The sequence below is a fragment of the Megamonas sp. genome (assembly GCF_986095205.1).
Genome location: NZ_CFQVBI010000046.1, coordinates 1 through 14,563, shown reverse-complemented (window position 1 = coordinate 14,563; position 14,563 = coordinate 1). Strand labels below are relative to the sequence as shown.

Here is a 14,563-nt window from a genome sequence, read left to right as displayed (position 1 = left end):
TTATAATATAGAAATAAACGATTAGCATTTTACACCTAAAACTTTATGAGCAGCAACTCACATTCAAAGAATAGTTTGCTTGCGTTTTATAATAAAGAAACTGGTGTCCTCAATGTCTTGGAAAGTTATTAGTTTTTTAATTTAGTTACTATAAAGATAATCAAATCTAAATAGCATTGTTAATCATATTAAGTAGCATTAATATTACTGCCATAAATGATATAATATTAAGCTTTATTAATGTGTTTTGCATGTATACATAATCGTATATATTTGTTATTGTTGCAAAATCACCTTTGGTAAATGCTATTGCTATAGATAATGTAAATATTAATATAGCACAACATCCTAGTACTGTTATAATTTGTGTTATAGTATTTATAAGCTTTATCATACTTTATCTAACAATAATAATATTATCCACAAAATAAATTGACCAAGTACCACAATCAATGTTAATAGTGTCATTAAATTGTTTTTTTTGTCTTTTATCCATATATGTTGTTTTTTTTGATAAAAAGAAGTTTAGAAAGTTGCTATAATGATGACTCAATTGGTTTGAAACGGTAAACTATAGCCCTCACAGTCAGACTGCAAGAGCTATATATTAGGTTTACTCGTCATCGTCCTCGTCATTAGTTTGTTGAGTTTTTTCAGGTTCTGAAACAGGATTACCAACGCTTTCATTTGCTTCTGGTTTGTTTACACGTTTCTTATACCAATACGAGCCGTTAGCAATGTTTGCATTTGCATTTCTTGTAATTACTTCAATATAAGTTCCTCCGTTAAGGTCATTATCCCATTCGTTTGAGTCCTTATAATCAGTAATTTCGCCCGTCTTTTCGTCAACAATCATCTCAAGACGTGAATACCCAACTGCATTAAGTTGTGTTAATTCCTTTTGTTCACCATTTGCATCAGCGTAGTAAATTTTACTTACACCTAAAACCTCACTAACCGGCAAGGTCTTGTATACCAACGGTAATGAAAATTCACAATCAGATAACTTAACGACTTCTCCTTTCTTTGTTGTAAAGGTTTTTGAATCGTTTTCCATACACTTAATAAATCGGTCGAGATTTTTCTTGTATGCTTTCGCCGTCTCGTCCTCAGTGGGAAACAAACACTTAACAAGATTAATGTTGCGTATTGCAGCCGCTTGCGGATTCAATACTTTCACACCTCCAATCGTAATGAATGTAGGCGCGTCCTTAGTTCCCTGTGAATAACTAAATGTACACACGTAAAACTCATCGCCATTAGTTCGAGTTCTTTTTTCTGCTGAAATCAATTTGCTTAACATGATTTTTTTCTCCTTTCTTGATTACTTGTTACTTGTGTGGAATAGCCCAACAGATACAAGCCCGTAGGGGTGTTCCACTCCGATACAAGGTAGAGGGGTGTGAATTTTTGCTGGTTCCCACACACAGATTTCTTCACCAAAAAAATTTTTTATATATTTTTATTTTAAATAATGTTAAAAAATAGCTATTAAACTTAAATAAATATTCATAATAAATGTTAATAATAATAACCAATATAGTTAAATATACGTTACTGTATACAGTAGATACAGTTAAATACAGTATGAATACAGAAGACATATTAGAAGAATTAACTAAAGTAGATGATGTAAGTCCCATTACTTTAGAATTACTATTAACTTATTATTAACAATATGTACTCAAATGATGATATAAACTTTATTGCAAATGAAGTATATAAACTAAGTTCTTCTACTTAGTAGAATCTAATGAGATTGTATGGATTTATAATAACAGAAGCATGAATTACTATTTCATAAGACAAAGAGATTAGCAGTATTCTAATTGCCTTTACTTAAGTAAGATAAGTAAGAACTATAAATTAAATGATAATTATAGATCCTTTACTTTACCAGGACAAATAGAATATACTTTCTCTGAGGATTTATATAAACAGTTTAAGAAAGAAATAAATACAGTTAAATGACAGAATTTACTGCACTATGTTTAGTAGGTATGTTAGGGTGTCTAGCTTATATCATACTAAATAAATTAACAAAGTAATGTGCCCTAAGTACACGGGATCGTAGTACGTTCCACGCTTAAAGAAGTTACTGTAAAGTAGAAGCGCACCAGGGAATCCTAATCGTAAGTAGGCTCAGTTTAGCTACCTTTCTGGCGGTCGTTGAATAAAAAAGGTAGCCCCCTAAAACGGTATTACTATGGAAAAGAACGAACAAAAAAAAGCAGATAGAATTGAGTATGTTTTCAGGAATAAAACTTATATAGCTACTCCTGAGCTTAGTAAAGGTTGTTGTGTAGGTTGTGCGTTTGTTAATAATATGAATTGCGCTAACTTTAAAGATAGAATGGACATCTGCCATAAAGGATATATTTTTAAGCGTAAATTTAATCACATAGATGAGTAACCTTACTTTACTTACTGCGTTAATAGATATTATAAAGTAAATATTATGGAAGATAAAGTACTAGAAACAGTGGTAAACGGATTGGAATATAGTTTTGAAAAAGATATTTTAGTAAAACCTTTAGCTCCTATCATGGTTACTAAAGAATATACAGAGCAAATCCCTACTGGGGAAAAGGACGAAGAAGGTTTTAATAAGTATGAAGTAAAGACTCATACTAAAGAAGTTGAATCAGATTTTGCAAAAGGTATTGTTCTATCTATTCCAATCGGTACTGATAGTACCATTAAGGTTGGTGATACTATAGTATACCCTAAGAAATTTGCTAAAGACTTTGATCTATTTAAAGACTCACAATTAGTTAAACCATACGACGTTGTAGCTAAAGTCGTTAAATAAGCTATCATTCATGAATTGAATGTTTTATTTTAGAGTATTAAGTCGCTGCCCTGCCATCAAAGCAGGGCATTCTTTTTGCTATTACTTTACTAAACATTAATAAATGTTAAATATTTTAAACACTTATTACATTAATACGTTTTAAGGGCATTATGGGAACAATAATAATAGTACTTGTAAGTGTTATCGGTTTTGGTGCTCTTACTTATGCTCAAGGAAAACACGAAGGATACATTCAAGGCAGAATTGATGGGTATGAAGAGTGTAAGAAGAACTTTAACAGAATACAAGAATTTAAACAAAAGATATTAAATAAAAAGTTAGACATATGGAAGGATACAAAGTAATTAAGAATTTTAGCTTCGCTGAAAAAGGTGATGTGTTTACTAAAGTTGAAGATTTAAACTTGTGGGAACTTCAGAAATCTGAAGTAGTATCAGATACAGAAACTTATACTTCAATGGCATTTGATTCTTCTACTATGGAAGAATTAGCCAATAAAGATTATGTAATTTGGTACAGTGAAGAAGCACAAGAAGGTGTGGACGAATGTGAATGCTGTTGTGATAAGTTAGAGAAAGTAAAAGAATACGTTAATACTTTGATTGATACATATACTAAAGATTATAATGAACTGATGAAGGATTATAATGAAGGTAATGTGCAGCAATGTGTTAAAGTAGAAGCAGAAACTGTATACCACAATTTAAATAAAGTTCTCAATAGTATTAAAGATTTGTTAGATGAATAAATTAGTAAAGACTGTTAATAAAGGCAATCTTTACTATGAATACCTTAACGCTTTAAATGGTATACTACAACTTACAAATAGGGAATTGGAGTTACTTACTAAGTTCGTTGAATTAGATGTGAACTTTACTCCAATACCTGGTGTAAGTAAAAATGTAGCCAATACTGACAATCGTAGAATGATTAAAAGTACTATGGGTATTACTCCTGATAACTTAAGTAGATATATAAGTAAGTTCAAGAAAGAGGGTCTTTTAGTACAGGGAAAAGCAGAAGATGAATTAGTAGTTAATAAGATACTAATTCCAGAGATAATAAAAGATAGGGTGCAAATAACATTAATACTAAGAGTAAATGAATAATAAAATAAATAATAAACATTTCTATATGATCTTTGACAATGGGCATATAGTACATGTAGAGAATAGAAGTAATAGGTTAGTACGATATTTTAGACATCTCTTTAACTTACGTTCTAATCTGAAATTAACTTCTTTTGTTCCAAAGAAACCTTACTCTAATAAAGAAATCAAGAAATTATCTGATATACTATACAGAAATCACGATTTAGATGAATCTGATATTATAGTAATAATAAATTCTATTAGACCTAATACTATCAGAGAATCTTTAACAGAGTTAGAAACTAGTGAATATTATATAAATGCAACAGCAAAAAAAGATATCAATTTACTCAAGTCTGGCAAATAAATATAATTTACCTTATCCTGTTATAGAAGTAATATGCAATAGTCCATTTAAGTTTGCTAAAGAAGTAATGTCAAATGATGAAGATACTAAAGATATTATGTTTGCTTACTTATTTAAACTTAAATTAAAAAAGAGATATAAAGAAATAAAATGAGACAGTTTATTGAAGAATGCTTAACACCCAATTATAAAATTCACTGGTTAGATTCTATTTACTTTGATCCTGTATTACTTAACAATATACAGATGTATGTAGCAATTAGTGACAGTAGACTATTAAGAATATGATACTAAGAAAGTTTAATAATATGTATCCTAGAACACTTTGGATAGCTATAGTAGAGAGTGAGGAAGATATACAGTTTCTATGCAAGAAGTTCTCTATATTAGAGATTACTCCAGAATTCAATAAGATACTAGAAAATGCTCAAGATGCAATGACCAATGCTTATCATGATGATGTAGTAGCTGAATGTAGACCTGTTATTCAAAACTTTAACTATTTTACTGGAATACTGTGTATAATATATAAGCCAGAGTTAGTAGATAGTGCTAACATAGCCCATGAATCTGTTCACATTTCTGACTATTACTTTGAAATTACAGGTATGAATAATGAAGATTTTTCAACTGGTGGCAATGAAGGATATGCTTACTTAGTTGGTTGGGTTGCTGGATGTTTTGTTAAAGTAATGAAAGAATATGGAAAGACAAAGTAAAGAAGATTCATTAGCTCTATGGGAGTTTGAGAAGAACAATACTAAACGATTAGGTTCTAATATCAGCGAAGAGTTAAGGGAATTAATGGAAGTTGCGGATAAGAAGATAAATGACTATTCGTTAACATATAATGAATTTCTAGATGACATTCTAGAAGGTTTAGCTAAACTAAAAGACACAGATAATATTGAAACTAGGCGGTTACAGATAAAAGGATTGTACAATTGTTTAACTAATAAGTATATTGAAGATGGAGAATGATGGTAAGAAATATGATTGTGGTAAAGTAAGAATGGATCTAGTTCCATTAGATATTGTTGAAAACATTGGTAAGGTACTTACTTACGGAGCTCAGAAATACTCAGATAACAGTTGGCAAAACCTTCCAGATTTTTGGAAAAGATATAAAGCAGCATTACTAAGACATCTTACTGCGATAGACAAAGGAGAATTAATAGATCCTGAAAGTGGACTACCTCATATAGATCATGTACTTTGTAATACAGTATTCTTAGATTGGGGATTTCATCATGGCAAAGCAATTAGTATTAATACAAAAGATATTGAACAAGATGAATAATTTAGAAGCTATTTGGTGGGAAACATAGGATATAGATGTAAATAAAAACCGTATTGGTAATCCTACTTTACACGTTCACTTCATACGTAAAAATGAAGAAGGTATTACTCATGGAATCGTACACTCTAAAGAAATTACGCAAGGTCTTAATGTTGATACAATTAAGAATGAAATAATTAAAGAGATAGTAGAAGTTTTAGAAGAAGGTTATAGAAAAGTAGAAAAAGATTTATGGAACAATTGAAATTTAAAAAATTAGATTACTCAGTAAAAAAAGAAGACGGTACAGAAGAGATTAAAAAATCTGAAGGTAAGTTGCCTATTAGAGCTACTAGTAGCAGTGCAGGATTAGATCTATATACTACTCGTATTACTCAAGAAGTAGATAATAGTGGCAAGTTAGTACTAGTATATCACACTGATATTGCTGTAGAAATTCCTGAAGGATATGTTGGATTTATCTGTATGAAATCATCTATCTCTAAAAGATCTATTATTATGTGTAATGGTATTGGAGTGATTGATTCTGATTATCGTGGAGAGTTGATGGCTAAATTTAAAGTAACTACAGATGCTATTCCTACAGTATATACTACAGATGAACCATTTGCTCAGTTAGTCATTGTTCCTTGTTCTATATTAGAACCTACTTTGGTAGAAGAATTGAGTGAAACAGAAAGAGGAGAAAAAGAATTCGGAGAAGCTACAGCAGAACAAAATAATGAAATTAAAGAAGTAAAAGAATAATTATGGAAAATTTAAATATTACAATTACTCCAGTAAGTGCATCAGGGGTTGGAAGTTTTATAGAAGTGGTTATCGGTGATAGTAGATATAAGACCGATATTGTCCAAGGAGAATTCACAGAGGATGTAATGAAGGAGTTAATGAATAAATTAATCACTAATCAGATTCCTGCTGAACAACAAGAAGCGGTAGAATTGAAATTCTATCAACTATTAGACGCTATTACTAATACTAAAGCAGAAGAAGAATATAGAGCTCAGCATCCTGAAGAATTCATGCCAGAGAATTTTGAACCTAGTGTTGAAGAAGTAATTGAGTAATTATGAAGAAAGTTTTAATAAGTAATGAATGTTATCCTATTGAATTAGATAACAATTTGAATCCAGCACCATTGAGGTCTAACAGCCTTCTTAGAAATGCATATTGTATAAAAGAAGAGAGCGAAGTATATATTAATGGTGAACATAAATATACGGCTAAACCTGGAGATATAATAATCAGTTTTTATGGTATTGAAGATAGATACAATAAAACAGAATATTTTTTAGTACCGGGAAAATTATTTGAAGATTACTTTGTAAGACTAGAAAAATATGAAGCTAGTAAGCAAAGCGAAATTAATAACGAAGGATTATGTTGTGATTGTTGCGAATCTATACGATGAAACTATTTGATATCAATGGTGGTAAAGTAGTAATACACCCTGATGCTTTAGGTCTCCCATTCTTTAAAAAGTTATGGGAGGCTGATAAGCCAGACAAAACACAAGCTACAAATGTAATAAGTTATATAGTACTTATGTGGTATTTTAAATCTCCATATGTACTTCAGTTAGAACCAGATATCAGAGAAAAGAAGCTTAAGTAGTTATACTTTGGTGATGAGAATTATAATCTTACAGTAGAAGAGAAGTCCTGTGAAGATGATTATAAGAAGCTAATATACACTAGGAATCTGAGGATGCTGGATAGTATGAGAAACAAAGTAGATACTATTAGTAAGTATTACGAAGATTCTCTAGAAGAGCAACTAGATGAAAAGAAGATTAAAGATCTATTAGCTGGTATGGAAAAAGTAAAAGCTACTTTTCAAACGCTAGATTTCCTCGAAAAGGCAGTTAAAGCTGAAGAAGTTAGTACTACTAAAGTACGTGGAGATGCTCAGATTAATCCTTATGAATTAGCTTAATTTGTGCAAATTATACACAAGTTTATAACAATAAATTAATAGGTACGTTATATGAATATAAATAAAGAAACTATGAAGAAAGTACTTGATTTAACAAAATGCAATAGCACTGAAGAAATTTGTGATGTGCTTGAAAAAGAAATTGATAACAAACAAAAAGCAGATAAAGCAGTTAAAGAAGCTAGTGAATCTTTAATTGAAGAATATAAGAAAGAAGCAGTAACTGAGCCTAAGAAGAAAGGTGTGATCAAGCGTACTATTCATTGGCTGAAGAGTTTGTTTAAGAAATAATCTCGTTGAACTGATAGAGAGGTCTGACAGGGACAGACATTAAATATTCCCTGACATATTGCCCTATGGTGTAGTGGTAGCACGAGAGGCTCTAACCCTCTAGGTCCGGGTTCGATTCGGTGGTAGGGCGACTAATTAAAATATAAATGTTATGGATAATAAACCAAAAGAAGATAAACTAATGGTTATTACACTTGATAACTCAAATCCAAAATCTAAGATATATTGGAAAGAAGAAGATTATAATATCTTTAAAAAGATGTGCGATGATTTAATAACTAAATATTTTGGTGATACTATAAATTATCCTTTAGATATGCTTACTTTAGAAACAGAAGAAAAAGTTGAACCTAATCAAAAAACTTTGGAAATATCATAACTATGATTGACTTCTAGAAGAAAATAATAAATAGTGATAAGTTTAGAACTCCGGCTTTAACATTCTTAAAGACCGGAGCTTATTGTTAGTATCCAATTGGTACTACTGAATATTATACATACTGGGACGAATAGAAAGATCGTTGCATTAATGGTTATACCGCAGAGGATGGAGATTACATCACTGGGTATAACTATTTTTATATTAACTTTTGTCCAATGCAACGTATAGTTAACACTATTACTAAACTACCTAACGGAGAGACTAAAGTAAAACGAGACAGTGTGGTAACATTCCCTGATTTCTATGACTATGACTATTTCTACTTCTAGGCAGTACAGGAAGCAGAAGATAAAGGAAAACATATATGTCTACTTAAATCACGTCGCAAAGGATATAGTTATAAAGGTGGAGCTATGGCGTGTCGTAATTATTATCTAATACCTAATAGTAAAACATATATATATGCTTCTAACAAGCAGTATCTTACAGAAGATGGTATTCTTACTAAAGCTTGGGACTATATGGACTTTATAGATAAAAATACAGCTTGGGGTAAGAAACGATCTGTTAACAGTACTATGCGTAAACGAGCTGGATTCTGGACTAAAGATGAATTTGGCAATGAAGTAGAAATGGGTTATAAGTCAGAGATTATTGGCGTTACTTTGAAAGATAATCCTGATGTAGTACGTGGTAAACGTGCCAAATTAATTCTATTTGAAGAAGGAGGTTCATTCTCAGAATTAGGTGCTGCGTGGCAAATTGCTAGACCATCTGTAGAACAAGATGGTGTAGCGTTTGGTACTATGATTGTATGGGGAACTGGTGGTGACGAAGGCTCTGCATTTGAAACTATGAAAGATATGTTCTATAATCCAGATGGATACAATTGTTTAGGATTTGAGAACATATGGGATAGTACACCTACAGATAAATTGTGTGGATTCTTTGTTCCATAGTATACTAATCTAGATACTAGAGATGATGATGGTAATAGAATATACATGGATGATGATGGTAATACTATTACTAAACCTTCCCTTGAATTTATACTAGATGAGCGTAGAAAAGTAATAAGCACAGCTACCAATACTACTGCTATAGACCGTTATGTTGCAGAGCGTCCTATTACTCCACAAGAAGCAATGTTGGAATTTAATGGTAATATATTTCCTAAGAAAGAACTGTAGGAGCAATTAGGACTCATTCGTACTAATACTTAGTTATAGAATCATAAACAAGTAGGTGATTTAATATTTGACGAATCTGGTAGTATCAAATGGATACCTAAGAAACACGGAGATGTTACTAAGTATCCACTTGGTAAAGACGATGATCCTACTGGTTCAATAGTTATATGGGAACATCCAGCTAAAGATGCAACAGCTGGATTATATATAATAGGTGTAGACCCTTATGATCATGACTAGTCTGGTACTAATTCATTAGGATCATCTATTGTATATAAGAGGTTTTAGAACTTTGAAGAGTATTATGATATTATAGTAGCTGAATATACTGGTAGACCTGCAACAGCTGAAGAGTACTATGAGAATCTACGTAAGTTAGCATTATACTATAATGCACGTATAATGTATGAAAATGAACGCAAAGGTTTATTCCCTTACTTTACTGCTAAGCATTGTGATTACTTATTAGCTGATCAACCTGATATTATTAATGATATAGTTAGTAATTCTAAAGTACAAAGAAGAAAAGGTTGTCACATGAATAAGTAGATAAAGCAATGGGGTGAAGGTATGATAAAAGAATGGTTAAATGAAGAGTATGCACCAGGTAAGAAGAACCTAACTAGAATACTATCAGAGCCGCTATTAGAAGAGCTAATAAGCTATAATGATACAGGTAACTTTGACCGAGTGATGGCGTTGATGTAGGTTATGATATATAGAGAACAACTATATAATGTAGTTGTTAAAAAGAAAGAAAAAGAAAACAAATAGAAGATGCTCTTTGATGGACCAATTTTTGCGCAGAGTTGGTTCAATGACGATACTCCAAGAGTATTTTCAAACGACGATAATGTATATACATTTTAATTATGAAGAATACTAAAAGTTTCCCTGCACAGAAACTACCAATGTCAAAGAAGACACAAGCCTGGAAAGAAGCCTGCGTAGACTATGTAGTAGGCGCTGGAGATTCAGGATTTGGTGGTAATGGTAGATCTAGATCTGACGAGATGTAGACTTACTATGATTTATATAATAGCATATATAATGAAAAGGATCTTAAATATGTAACTAATCCATTTAAACAAGATGATGGATTTCCTGCTATGGCATAGGATTATAATATCATCAAACCATATGTAGATCAGTTACTTGGTGAAGAAACTAAGAGACCTTTTAATTTTCATCCACAACGTACAAGTGATATAGCTGCTAGTGAACTACAGGAAAAAGCCAAAGAAATGCTAATGGATTATATTCAGGCTACTATAGCTAGTAAGTTAAGTCCAGAACAAGCAGCCAGATATGAACAAGCATTAGCTACAGGAGAAATCTAGACTCCAGAAGCTATAGCTAAGTATCTATAGAAAGATTATAAAGATATAGCAGAAACTGAAGCTTATCACGCATTACAATTCCTAAAGAGGAAGTTGAATCTTACCCACGAATTCTATAAAGGTTGGAAAGACGCTTTAATAGGTGGGGAAGAAATATACTATATAGGTGTAATTAATGGTGATCCTTACGTAGAAAGAGTAAACCCTATGTACTTTGATTATGAGCATTCTTTAGACTTAGAATTCATAGATGATGCGGCTTGGTGTCGTAGAAAGATGATTATGTCTGCTACTGAAATATACGATAGATTCTATGATAAAATGTCTGAAAGACAATTGAATGAACTACTAGAACTTATTGATCAAAGACCCGGAGCAGGTAATAATCCAGAGATAAGAAAGACTAGTATAGATTATGAATCTATTAAACTACACAAGATTAATAGTTTTACAGATAATCCATTTGATATAGATCATATAGTAGTATATCATTGCTGTTGGAAGTCTTTCAAAAAGATAGGATTTGTTACTTTACTAAATCCAGAAACTGGAGAAGCTGAAGAATTTCAAGTAGATGAAGATTACAAAGTAACAGGTACAGAACAATCTGTAGAATGGGATTGGATTATTGAAGTATGGGAAGGATATAGAATTGGTGATGATATGTACATAGGAATTCAACCTATTGAATATCAACATATATCTGCCGATAATCCTAATTCACAGAAATTACCTTACACTGGTGTAGTGTATAATAATACTAATAGTAAACCTAGATCATTAGTAAGTATGATGAAACCATTACAGTATATGTATATTGTAGTGTGGTATAGACTTGAGTTAGCATTATCTAGAGATAAAGGTAAAGTAGCAGTAATGGATATTACTTAGATACCTAAATCTATGAACATTGATGTTAATAAGTGGATGCATTACTTAAGTGCACTAGGTGTAGCTTTTATTAATCCTTATGATGAAGGATGGGATATACCAGGACGTGAAGGAGGTAAACCATCTCAATTCAACTAGTTATCCTCTTGGGACTTAACTATGAGTAATGTAATAGCTGAGTATATTCAATTGATGCAGAAGATTGAAGATATGGTAGCTAAACTTACTGGTATTACTCCACAGAGACAAGGATAGATTGCTGCTAGTGAATTAGTAAGTAATGCTAATACTGCTGTTAATATGTCTTATCATATTACTGAACCTTGGTTCTGGAATCACAATTAGGTAAAAAGAAGAGTATTAACTATGTTGTTGAATACTTCTAAAGCAGCTTGGAAAGATAGTAAGAGATACTTGAATTATATATTGGATGATGCCACTAGAGCATTTGTACAATTATCTGATAATTTCTTCTATGAAGATATGGATATATTTGTAGATGATAGCACTAAGAATCAACAATATATAGATCAATTAAAGCAACTGTTACAACCTGCTATGTAGAATGGTGCTAGTCTATTAGATATTGCTGAAATCATTACTTTAGATAATATGAGTATGATTAAGAATAGACTTGAGGAAATTGAACAGAAAAGAATGGAACAAATGCAGCAACAGCAGCAAGCTGAACAACAAGCACAACAGCAAATGGCAGAACAACAGAATCAGCTTAAAGAAGAAGAGCTTATGCTTAAAGAAGCTGAAATGGATCTTGAAAAATATAAAGTAGATCAAGACAATGCTACTAAAATTACTGTAGCACAACTTAATGCTTATCGTGGTGCTGAGAATATGGATCAAGATATGAATGGAATTCCTGATCCAATTGAAATAGGAAAACAAGCTCTAGAATAGTAGAAGATAAATTCTGATATTGCTACTAAACAATTAGAACTCAACAATAAGCGTAGAGAAATAGAGCAGAAGAGAGAAGCTGAAAATAAGAAGATACAGCTTGAAAAAGATAGAATGAAGCATGAAACTGAGTTGCAACGTATGTCTGATAAAGCTGCTATGGATAGAGAGAAATTAAAAGCAAAAACTGCTATTCGCAATAAAGTAACAGGAGAGAAGTAATATGAAAGTAATACAGAATAAATTTATACCATTTAAGGGTTATAAATACATCAATATATTTGGTTTGATATTTACTAGAGATAAATCTAAAATAACAGATATTGAATATAATCACGAAAAGATTCATCTCAAATAGATGCAAGAAATGCTGTGGTTACCTTTCTATATTTGGTATGGCATTGAATATTTAATAGTATCTCTAGCTAGATTGTCAGATAAACAAGGAGATAGATATCATGATGTATCTTTTGAAGAAGAAGCTTATAACAACGATACTAATCTTGACTATTGTAAACAAAGAAAACATTTTGCTTGGTTGAAATACATTAAAATTAAAAATAATAAGGAGAATTAATTATGGCTTGTAAAGGTGGAAAGAAGAGCTCTAAAAAGGGTTCTAAGAAAAGTAAATAATTATGGAACGTGAAGCATTTAGATAGAGAATGCAACAGTATAAGTAGGCTAGGGAGAATAATCCCTAGCTGAAGTACTGGGATTGGAAGAAGTATGCAGATGGTGGAGAAGTAAAAGATAACACATATGTTGCGCCTGTGTATAAAGAATAGGTATTTATACCTGCTACTGGAGCATAGAGAATAAAGAATGATTTTCAATACAAATATGGTAGCAAATCACCGTATAAAGGTGGAGAATTAGAAATAGTTAGTCCAGAGTTTGATATACTTACTGGAGTTAGAGGATTAAAATCAATCACAAATGATTTATTAGATAATTATGTTGGTAGAAAATTACCATCTAATTACGCTTATAGAAGAACTGTGCAACAAGAATTAGATGATATTATAAACACTAATTCATTTAGAGAAATTCCAGAAAATGTAGTAACAACTGGTGGAAGAACGATTACTTTGCCTAATGGGAAAACTGTTACATTAAAAAAAGCAAAGGGAAATTCACACGGAGGAAAAGCTTTTTCAGCAGGAGATGTTTGGAAAGGTACTACTTCTAGTGGAAACACTTCATCTGAAATAATAGTAGGCGTACCGGGAGATAACGCTAAATGGATGGTTGGTAAACATGGTAATTATCAAGGTCCGTATAATTTTTCAGATATTGAAAAAGGCAGCGCAATATTTGTACCATTTGATACAGAAGGCGTTGCAAATATATCTACAGAAGGTTTAAAATATTTTAAACCTAGTAAATACTTCAATAATAGGTACATTAAATACGCAAATGGTGGTATTATAGATGAAGACCCACCATAGAGTACTAGTGAAAGACCTATTACTAACTTTGACCCTAAAGGAGATCCATATAATCCTACATATGGATATAATCCAGGTGCAGGTTACGTTTCAAATTCAGATCCATTAGGTAGTTTATATGTAGAAGGAGCTTTACTTAATCCAGTATTTAAATTAGCAGGTAATGCAGTATCTAATATAGCTAGAGGATTAACTAAATACTCTTCTAAATATGTACCAGAAGTAAGGAGAACTGTGTAGGATAAAATAAATAGTTTATTCCGTAGAGAAGCTGAAGATAAAGCTCGTACATATAAATTATATGATGATGCTATAGAATCTAGAAATAGAATAATTGAAGATCTATATTCTAATCCAGCTTATATGGAAAGAGCTAGATAGATTTAGAATACATACGGTGATAATTACGCTAAAGTATATGAAGATATAATTAATTAGTATAATACTAATTATTGGAATTTACCTAATCCTGTTATAAAACAGTTAGATGCTAAGGCTAAAATGTAGGCTAAAGACGCAGCTGTAAATAGGTATATTACTAGAAGACAACCAGCAGGATACGATGATTTTGAGTATTAGATAAATAGAAATCTTA

At 31.4% G+C, this 14,563-nt stretch carries 26 protein-coding genes; 25 read left to right on the top strand and 1 reads right to left on the bottom strand.

Annotated features, from left to right (window positions below; translation table 11 throughout):
* Window positions 1-613: 613 nt before the first annotated feature.
* Complete coding sequence (locus AC5LAX_RS06880; protein ID WP_493263812.1) at window positions 614-1,303, bottom strand: hypothetical protein; 690 nt, start codon at window positions 1,301-1,303, stop codon at window positions 614-616.
* 903 nt (window positions 1,304-2,206) lie between these two features.
* On the opposite strand from AC5LAX_RS06880, the gene AC5LAX_RS06875 reads away from it, so the two are divergent.
* The 25 genes from AC5LAX_RS06875 (at window position 2,207) to AC5LAX_RS06755 (ending at window position 13,968) form a co-directional block, all read left to right on the top strand.
* Window positions 2,207-2,413: a hypothetical protein gene (locus AC5LAX_RS06875; RefSeq protein ID WP_203041893.1), complete on the top strand. Its 207-nt coding sequence runs from the start codon at window positions 2,207-2,209 to the stop codon at window positions 2,411-2,413.
* A gap of 45 nt (window positions 2,414-2,458) precedes the next feature.
* Window positions 2,459-2,812, top strand: a complete 354-nt coding sequence (locus AC5LAX_RS06870; protein ID WP_153163780.1) for a hypothetical protein — start codon at window positions 2,459-2,461, stop codon at window positions 2,810-2,812.
* A 152-nt stretch (window positions 2,813-2,964) separates the two neighbouring features.
* Entirely contained in the window at window positions 2,965-3,159 is a 195-nt protein-coding gene (locus AC5LAX_RS06865; protein WP_178649983.1) for a hypothetical protein, read from the top strand.
* Entirely contained in the window at window positions 3,141-3,563 is a 423-nt protein-coding gene (locus AC5LAX_RS06860; protein ID WP_493263811.1) for a DUF7399 family protein, read from the top strand. The genes AC5LAX_RS06865 and AC5LAX_RS06860 overlap by 19 nt, the downstream gene beginning before the upstream one ends.
* Window positions 3,556-3,924, top strand: coding sequence for a hypothetical protein (locus AC5LAX_RS06855; RefSeq protein WP_153163852.1), 369 nt, complete (start codon window positions 3,556-3,558; stop codon window positions 3,922-3,924). The genes AC5LAX_RS06860 and AC5LAX_RS06855 overlap by 8 nt, the downstream gene beginning before the upstream one ends.
* A 302-nt stretch (window positions 3,925-4,226) precedes the next feature.
* On the top strand, window positions 4,227-4,427 hold the full coding sequence (locus AC5LAX_RS06850; RefSeq protein ID WP_288305523.1) for a hypothetical protein: 201 nt from the start codon (window positions 4,227-4,229) through the stop codon (window positions 4,425-4,427).
* A gap of 154 nt (window positions 4,428-4,581) precedes the next feature.
* Complete coding sequence (locus AC5LAX_RS06845) at window positions 4,582-4,992, top strand: hypothetical protein (protein ID WP_331871028.1); 411 nt, start codon at window positions 4,582-4,584, stop codon at window positions 4,990-4,992.
* Window positions 4,976-5,254 (top strand): hypothetical protein, encoded by a 279-nt coding sequence (locus AC5LAX_RS06840; RefSeq protein WP_278510430.1) that lies wholly within the window; start codon window positions 4,976-4,978, stop codon window positions 5,252-5,254. The genes AC5LAX_RS06845 and AC5LAX_RS06840 overlap by 17 nt, the downstream gene beginning before the upstream one ends.
* A complete protein-coding gene (locus tag AC5LAX_RS06835) occupies window positions 5,244-5,573 on the top strand; it encodes a dATP/dGTP diphosphohydrolase domain-containing protein (RefSeq protein WP_493263813.1) in 330 nt (109 codons plus the stop codon). The genes AC5LAX_RS06840 and AC5LAX_RS06835 overlap by 11 nt, the downstream gene beginning before the upstream one ends.
* Before the next feature lie 231 nt (window positions 5,574-5,804).
* Window positions 5,805-6,320, top strand: a complete 516-nt coding sequence (locus AC5LAX_RS06830) for a dUTP diphosphatase (RefSeq protein ID WP_493263810.1) — start codon at window positions 5,805-5,807, stop codon at window positions 6,318-6,320.
* A 65-nt stretch (window positions 6,321-6,385) separates the two neighbouring features.
* Window positions 6,386-6,640, top strand: a complete 255-nt coding sequence (locus AC5LAX_RS06825) for a hypothetical protein (RefSeq protein ID WP_493263809.1) — start codon at window positions 6,386-6,388, stop codon at window positions 6,638-6,640.
* A gap of 2 nt (window positions 6,641-6,642) precedes the next feature.
* A complete protein-coding gene (locus AC5LAX_RS06820) occupies window positions 6,643-6,984 on the top strand; it encodes a hypothetical protein (protein WP_493263808.1) in 342 nt (113 codons plus the stop codon).
* A gap of 308 nt (window positions 6,985-7,292) precedes the next feature.
* Window positions 7,293-7,508 carry a hypothetical protein gene (locus AC5LAX_RS06815; protein ID WP_278510445.1) on the top strand — a complete coding sequence of 72 codons (216 nt, stop codon included), beginning with the start codon at window positions 7,293-7,295 and terminating at the stop codon, window positions 7,506-7,508.
* A gap of 72 nt (window positions 7,509-7,580) precedes the next feature.
* On the top strand, window positions 7,581-7,799 hold the full coding sequence (locus tag AC5LAX_RS06810) for a hypothetical protein (RefSeq protein ID WP_493263807.1): 219 nt from the start codon (window positions 7,581-7,583) through the stop codon (window positions 7,797-7,799).
* A 151-nt stretch (window positions 7,800-7,950) separates the two neighbouring features.
* Entirely contained in the window at window positions 7,951-8,178 is a 228-nt protein-coding gene (locus AC5LAX_RS06805) for a hypothetical protein (protein ID WP_331871034.1), read from the top strand.
* Window positions 8,179-8,594: 416 nt separating this feature from the next.
* A complete protein-coding gene (locus tag AC5LAX_RS06800) occupies window positions 8,595-9,140 on the top strand; it encodes a hypothetical protein (RefSeq protein WP_153170249.1) in 546 nt (181 codons plus the stop codon).
* 45 nt (window positions 9,141-9,185) lie between these two features.
* Window positions 9,186-9,371, top strand: a complete 186-nt coding sequence (locus AC5LAX_RS06795; RefSeq protein ID WP_256424617.1) for a hypothetical protein — start codon at window positions 9,186-9,188, stop codon at window positions 9,369-9,371.
* A 570-nt stretch (window positions 9,372-9,941) separates the two neighbouring features.
* Window positions 9,942-10,079, top strand: a complete 138-nt coding sequence (locus tag AC5LAX_RS06790) for a hypothetical protein (RefSeq protein WP_153163770.1) — start codon at window positions 9,942-9,944, stop codon at window positions 10,077-10,079.
* Between the two features lie 839 nt (window positions 10,080-10,918).
* Entirely contained in the window at window positions 10,919-11,602 is a 684-nt protein-coding gene (locus AC5LAX_RS06785) for a hypothetical protein (RefSeq protein WP_493263806.1), read from the top strand.
* Between the two features lie 12 nt (window positions 11,603-11,614).
* Window positions 11,615-11,740: a hypothetical protein gene (locus AC5LAX_RS06780; RefSeq protein WP_278510471.1), complete on the top strand. Its 126-nt coding sequence runs from the start codon at window positions 11,615-11,617 to the stop codon at window positions 11,738-11,740.
* A 228-nt stretch (window positions 11,741-11,968) separates the two neighbouring features.
* Window positions 11,969-12,166 carry a hypothetical protein gene (locus AC5LAX_RS06775; protein ID WP_178650007.1) on the top strand — a complete coding sequence of 66 codons (198 nt, stop codon included), beginning with the start codon at window positions 11,969-11,971 and terminating at the stop codon, window positions 12,164-12,166.
* Between the two features lie 54 nt (window positions 12,167-12,220).
* A complete protein-coding gene (locus AC5LAX_RS06770; protein WP_178650009.1) occupies window positions 12,221-12,517 on the top strand; it encodes a hypothetical protein in 297 nt (98 codons plus the stop codon).
* A gap of 223 nt (window positions 12,518-12,740) precedes the next feature.
* Complete coding sequence (locus AC5LAX_RS06765) at window positions 12,741-12,875, top strand: hypothetical protein (protein WP_281538119.1); 135 nt, start codon at window positions 12,741-12,743, stop codon at window positions 12,873-12,875.
* Window positions 12,876-13,094, top strand: a complete 219-nt coding sequence (locus AC5LAX_RS06760) for a hypothetical protein (RefSeq protein ID WP_493263805.1) — start codon at window positions 12,876-12,878, stop codon at window positions 13,092-13,094. It begins immediately after the preceding gene.
* A 424-nt stretch (window positions 13,095-13,518) separates the two neighbouring features.
* Complete coding sequence (locus AC5LAX_RS06755; protein WP_493263804.1) at window positions 13,519-13,968, top strand: hypothetical protein; 450 nt, start codon at window positions 13,519-13,521, stop codon at window positions 13,966-13,968.
* The last annotated feature ends 595 nt before the right edge of the window (window positions 13,969-14,563 follow it).

Excerpts from the sequence above, each read along its gene's own strand:
- AC5LAX_RS06880 (WP_493263812.1), bottom strand. The coding sequence starts at position 1,303 with ATGTTAAGCAAATTGATTTCAGCAGAAAAAAGAACTCGAACTAATGGC.
- AC5LAX_RS06875 (WP_203041893.1), top strand. The coding sequence starts at position 2,207 with ATGGAAAAGAACGAACAAAAAAAAGCAGATAGAATTGAGTATGTTTTC.
- AC5LAX_RS06870 (WP_153163780.1), top strand. The coding sequence starts at position 2,459 with ATGGAAGATAAAGTACTAGAAACAGTGGTAAACGGATTGGAATATAGT.
- AC5LAX_RS06865 (WP_178649983.1), top strand. The coding sequence starts at position 2,965 with ATGGGAACAATAATAATAGTACTTGTAAGTGTTATCGGTTTTGGTGCT.
- AC5LAX_RS06860 (WP_493263811.1), top strand. The coding sequence starts at position 3,141 with ATGGAAGGATACAAAGTAATTAAGAATTTTAGCTTCGCTGAAAAAGGT.
- AC5LAX_RS06855 (WP_153163852.1), top strand. The coding sequence starts at position 3,556 with ATGAATAAATTAGTAAAGACTGTTAATAAAGGCAATCTTTACTATGAA.
- AC5LAX_RS06850 (WP_288305523.1), top strand. The coding sequence starts at position 4,227 with ATGCAACAGCAAAAAAAGATATCAATTTACTCAAGTCTGGCAAATAAA.
- AC5LAX_RS06845 (WP_331871028.1), top strand. The coding sequence starts at position 4,582 with ATGTATCCTAGAACACTTTGGATAGCTATAGTAGAGAGTGAGGAAGAT.
- AC5LAX_RS06840 (WP_278510430.1), top strand. The coding sequence starts at position 4,976 with ATGGAAAGACAAAGTAAAGAAGATTCATTAGCTCTATGGGAGTTTGAG.
- AC5LAX_RS06835 (WP_493263813.1), top strand. The coding sequence starts at position 5,244 with ATGGAGAATGATGGTAAGAAATATGATTGTGGTAAAGTAAGAATGGAT.
- AC5LAX_RS06830 (WP_493263810.1), top strand. The coding sequence starts at position 5,805 with ATGGAACAATTGAAATTTAAAAAATTAGATTACTCAGTAAAAAAAGAA.
- AC5LAX_RS06820 (WP_493263808.1), top strand. The coding sequence starts at position 6,643 with ATGAAGAAAGTTTTAATAAGTAATGAATGTTATCCTATTGAATTAGAT.
- AC5LAX_RS06815 (WP_278510445.1), top strand. The coding sequence starts at position 7,293 with ATGAGAAACAAAGTAGATACTATTAGTAAGTATTACGAAGATTCTCTA.
- AC5LAX_RS06810 (WP_493263807.1), top strand. The coding sequence starts at position 7,581 with ATGAAGAAAGTACTTGATTTAACAAAATGCAATAGCACTGAAGAAATT.
- AC5LAX_RS06805 (WP_331871034.1), top strand. The coding sequence starts at position 7,951 with ATGGATAATAAACCAAAAGAAGATAAACTAATGGTTATTACACTTGAT.
- AC5LAX_RS06800 (WP_153170249.1), top strand. The coding sequence starts at position 8,595 with ATGGCGTGTCGTAATTATTATCTAATACCTAATAGTAAAACATATATA.
- AC5LAX_RS06795 (WP_256424617.1), top strand. The coding sequence starts at position 9,186 with ATGGATGATGATGGTAATACTATTACTAAACCTTCCCTTGAATTTATA.
- AC5LAX_RS06790 (WP_153163770.1), top strand. The coding sequence starts at position 9,942 with ATGATAAAAGAATGGTTAAATGAAGAGTATGCACCAGGTAAGAAGAAC.
- AC5LAX_RS06785 (WP_493263806.1), top strand. The coding sequence starts at position 10,919 with ATGTACTTTGATTATGAGCATTCTTTAGACTTAGAATTCATAGATGAT.
- AC5LAX_RS06780 (WP_278510471.1), top strand. The coding sequence starts at position 11,615 with ATGAACATTGATGTTAATAAGTGGATGCATTACTTAAGTGCACTAGGT.
- AC5LAX_RS06775 (WP_178650007.1), top strand. The coding sequence starts at position 11,969 with ATGTTGTTGAATACTTCTAAAGCAGCTTGGAAAGATAGTAAGAGATAC.
- AC5LAX_RS06770 (WP_178650009.1), top strand. The coding sequence starts at position 12,221 with ATGATTAAGAATAGACTTGAGGAAATTGAACAGAAAAGAATGGAACAA.
- AC5LAX_RS06765 (WP_281538119.1), top strand. The coding sequence starts at position 12,741 with ATGAAAGTAATACAGAATAAATTTATACCATTTAAGGGTTATAAATAC.
- AC5LAX_RS06760 (WP_493263805.1), top strand. The coding sequence starts at position 12,876 with ATGCAAGAAATGCTGTGGTTACCTTTCTATATTTGGTATGGCATTGAA.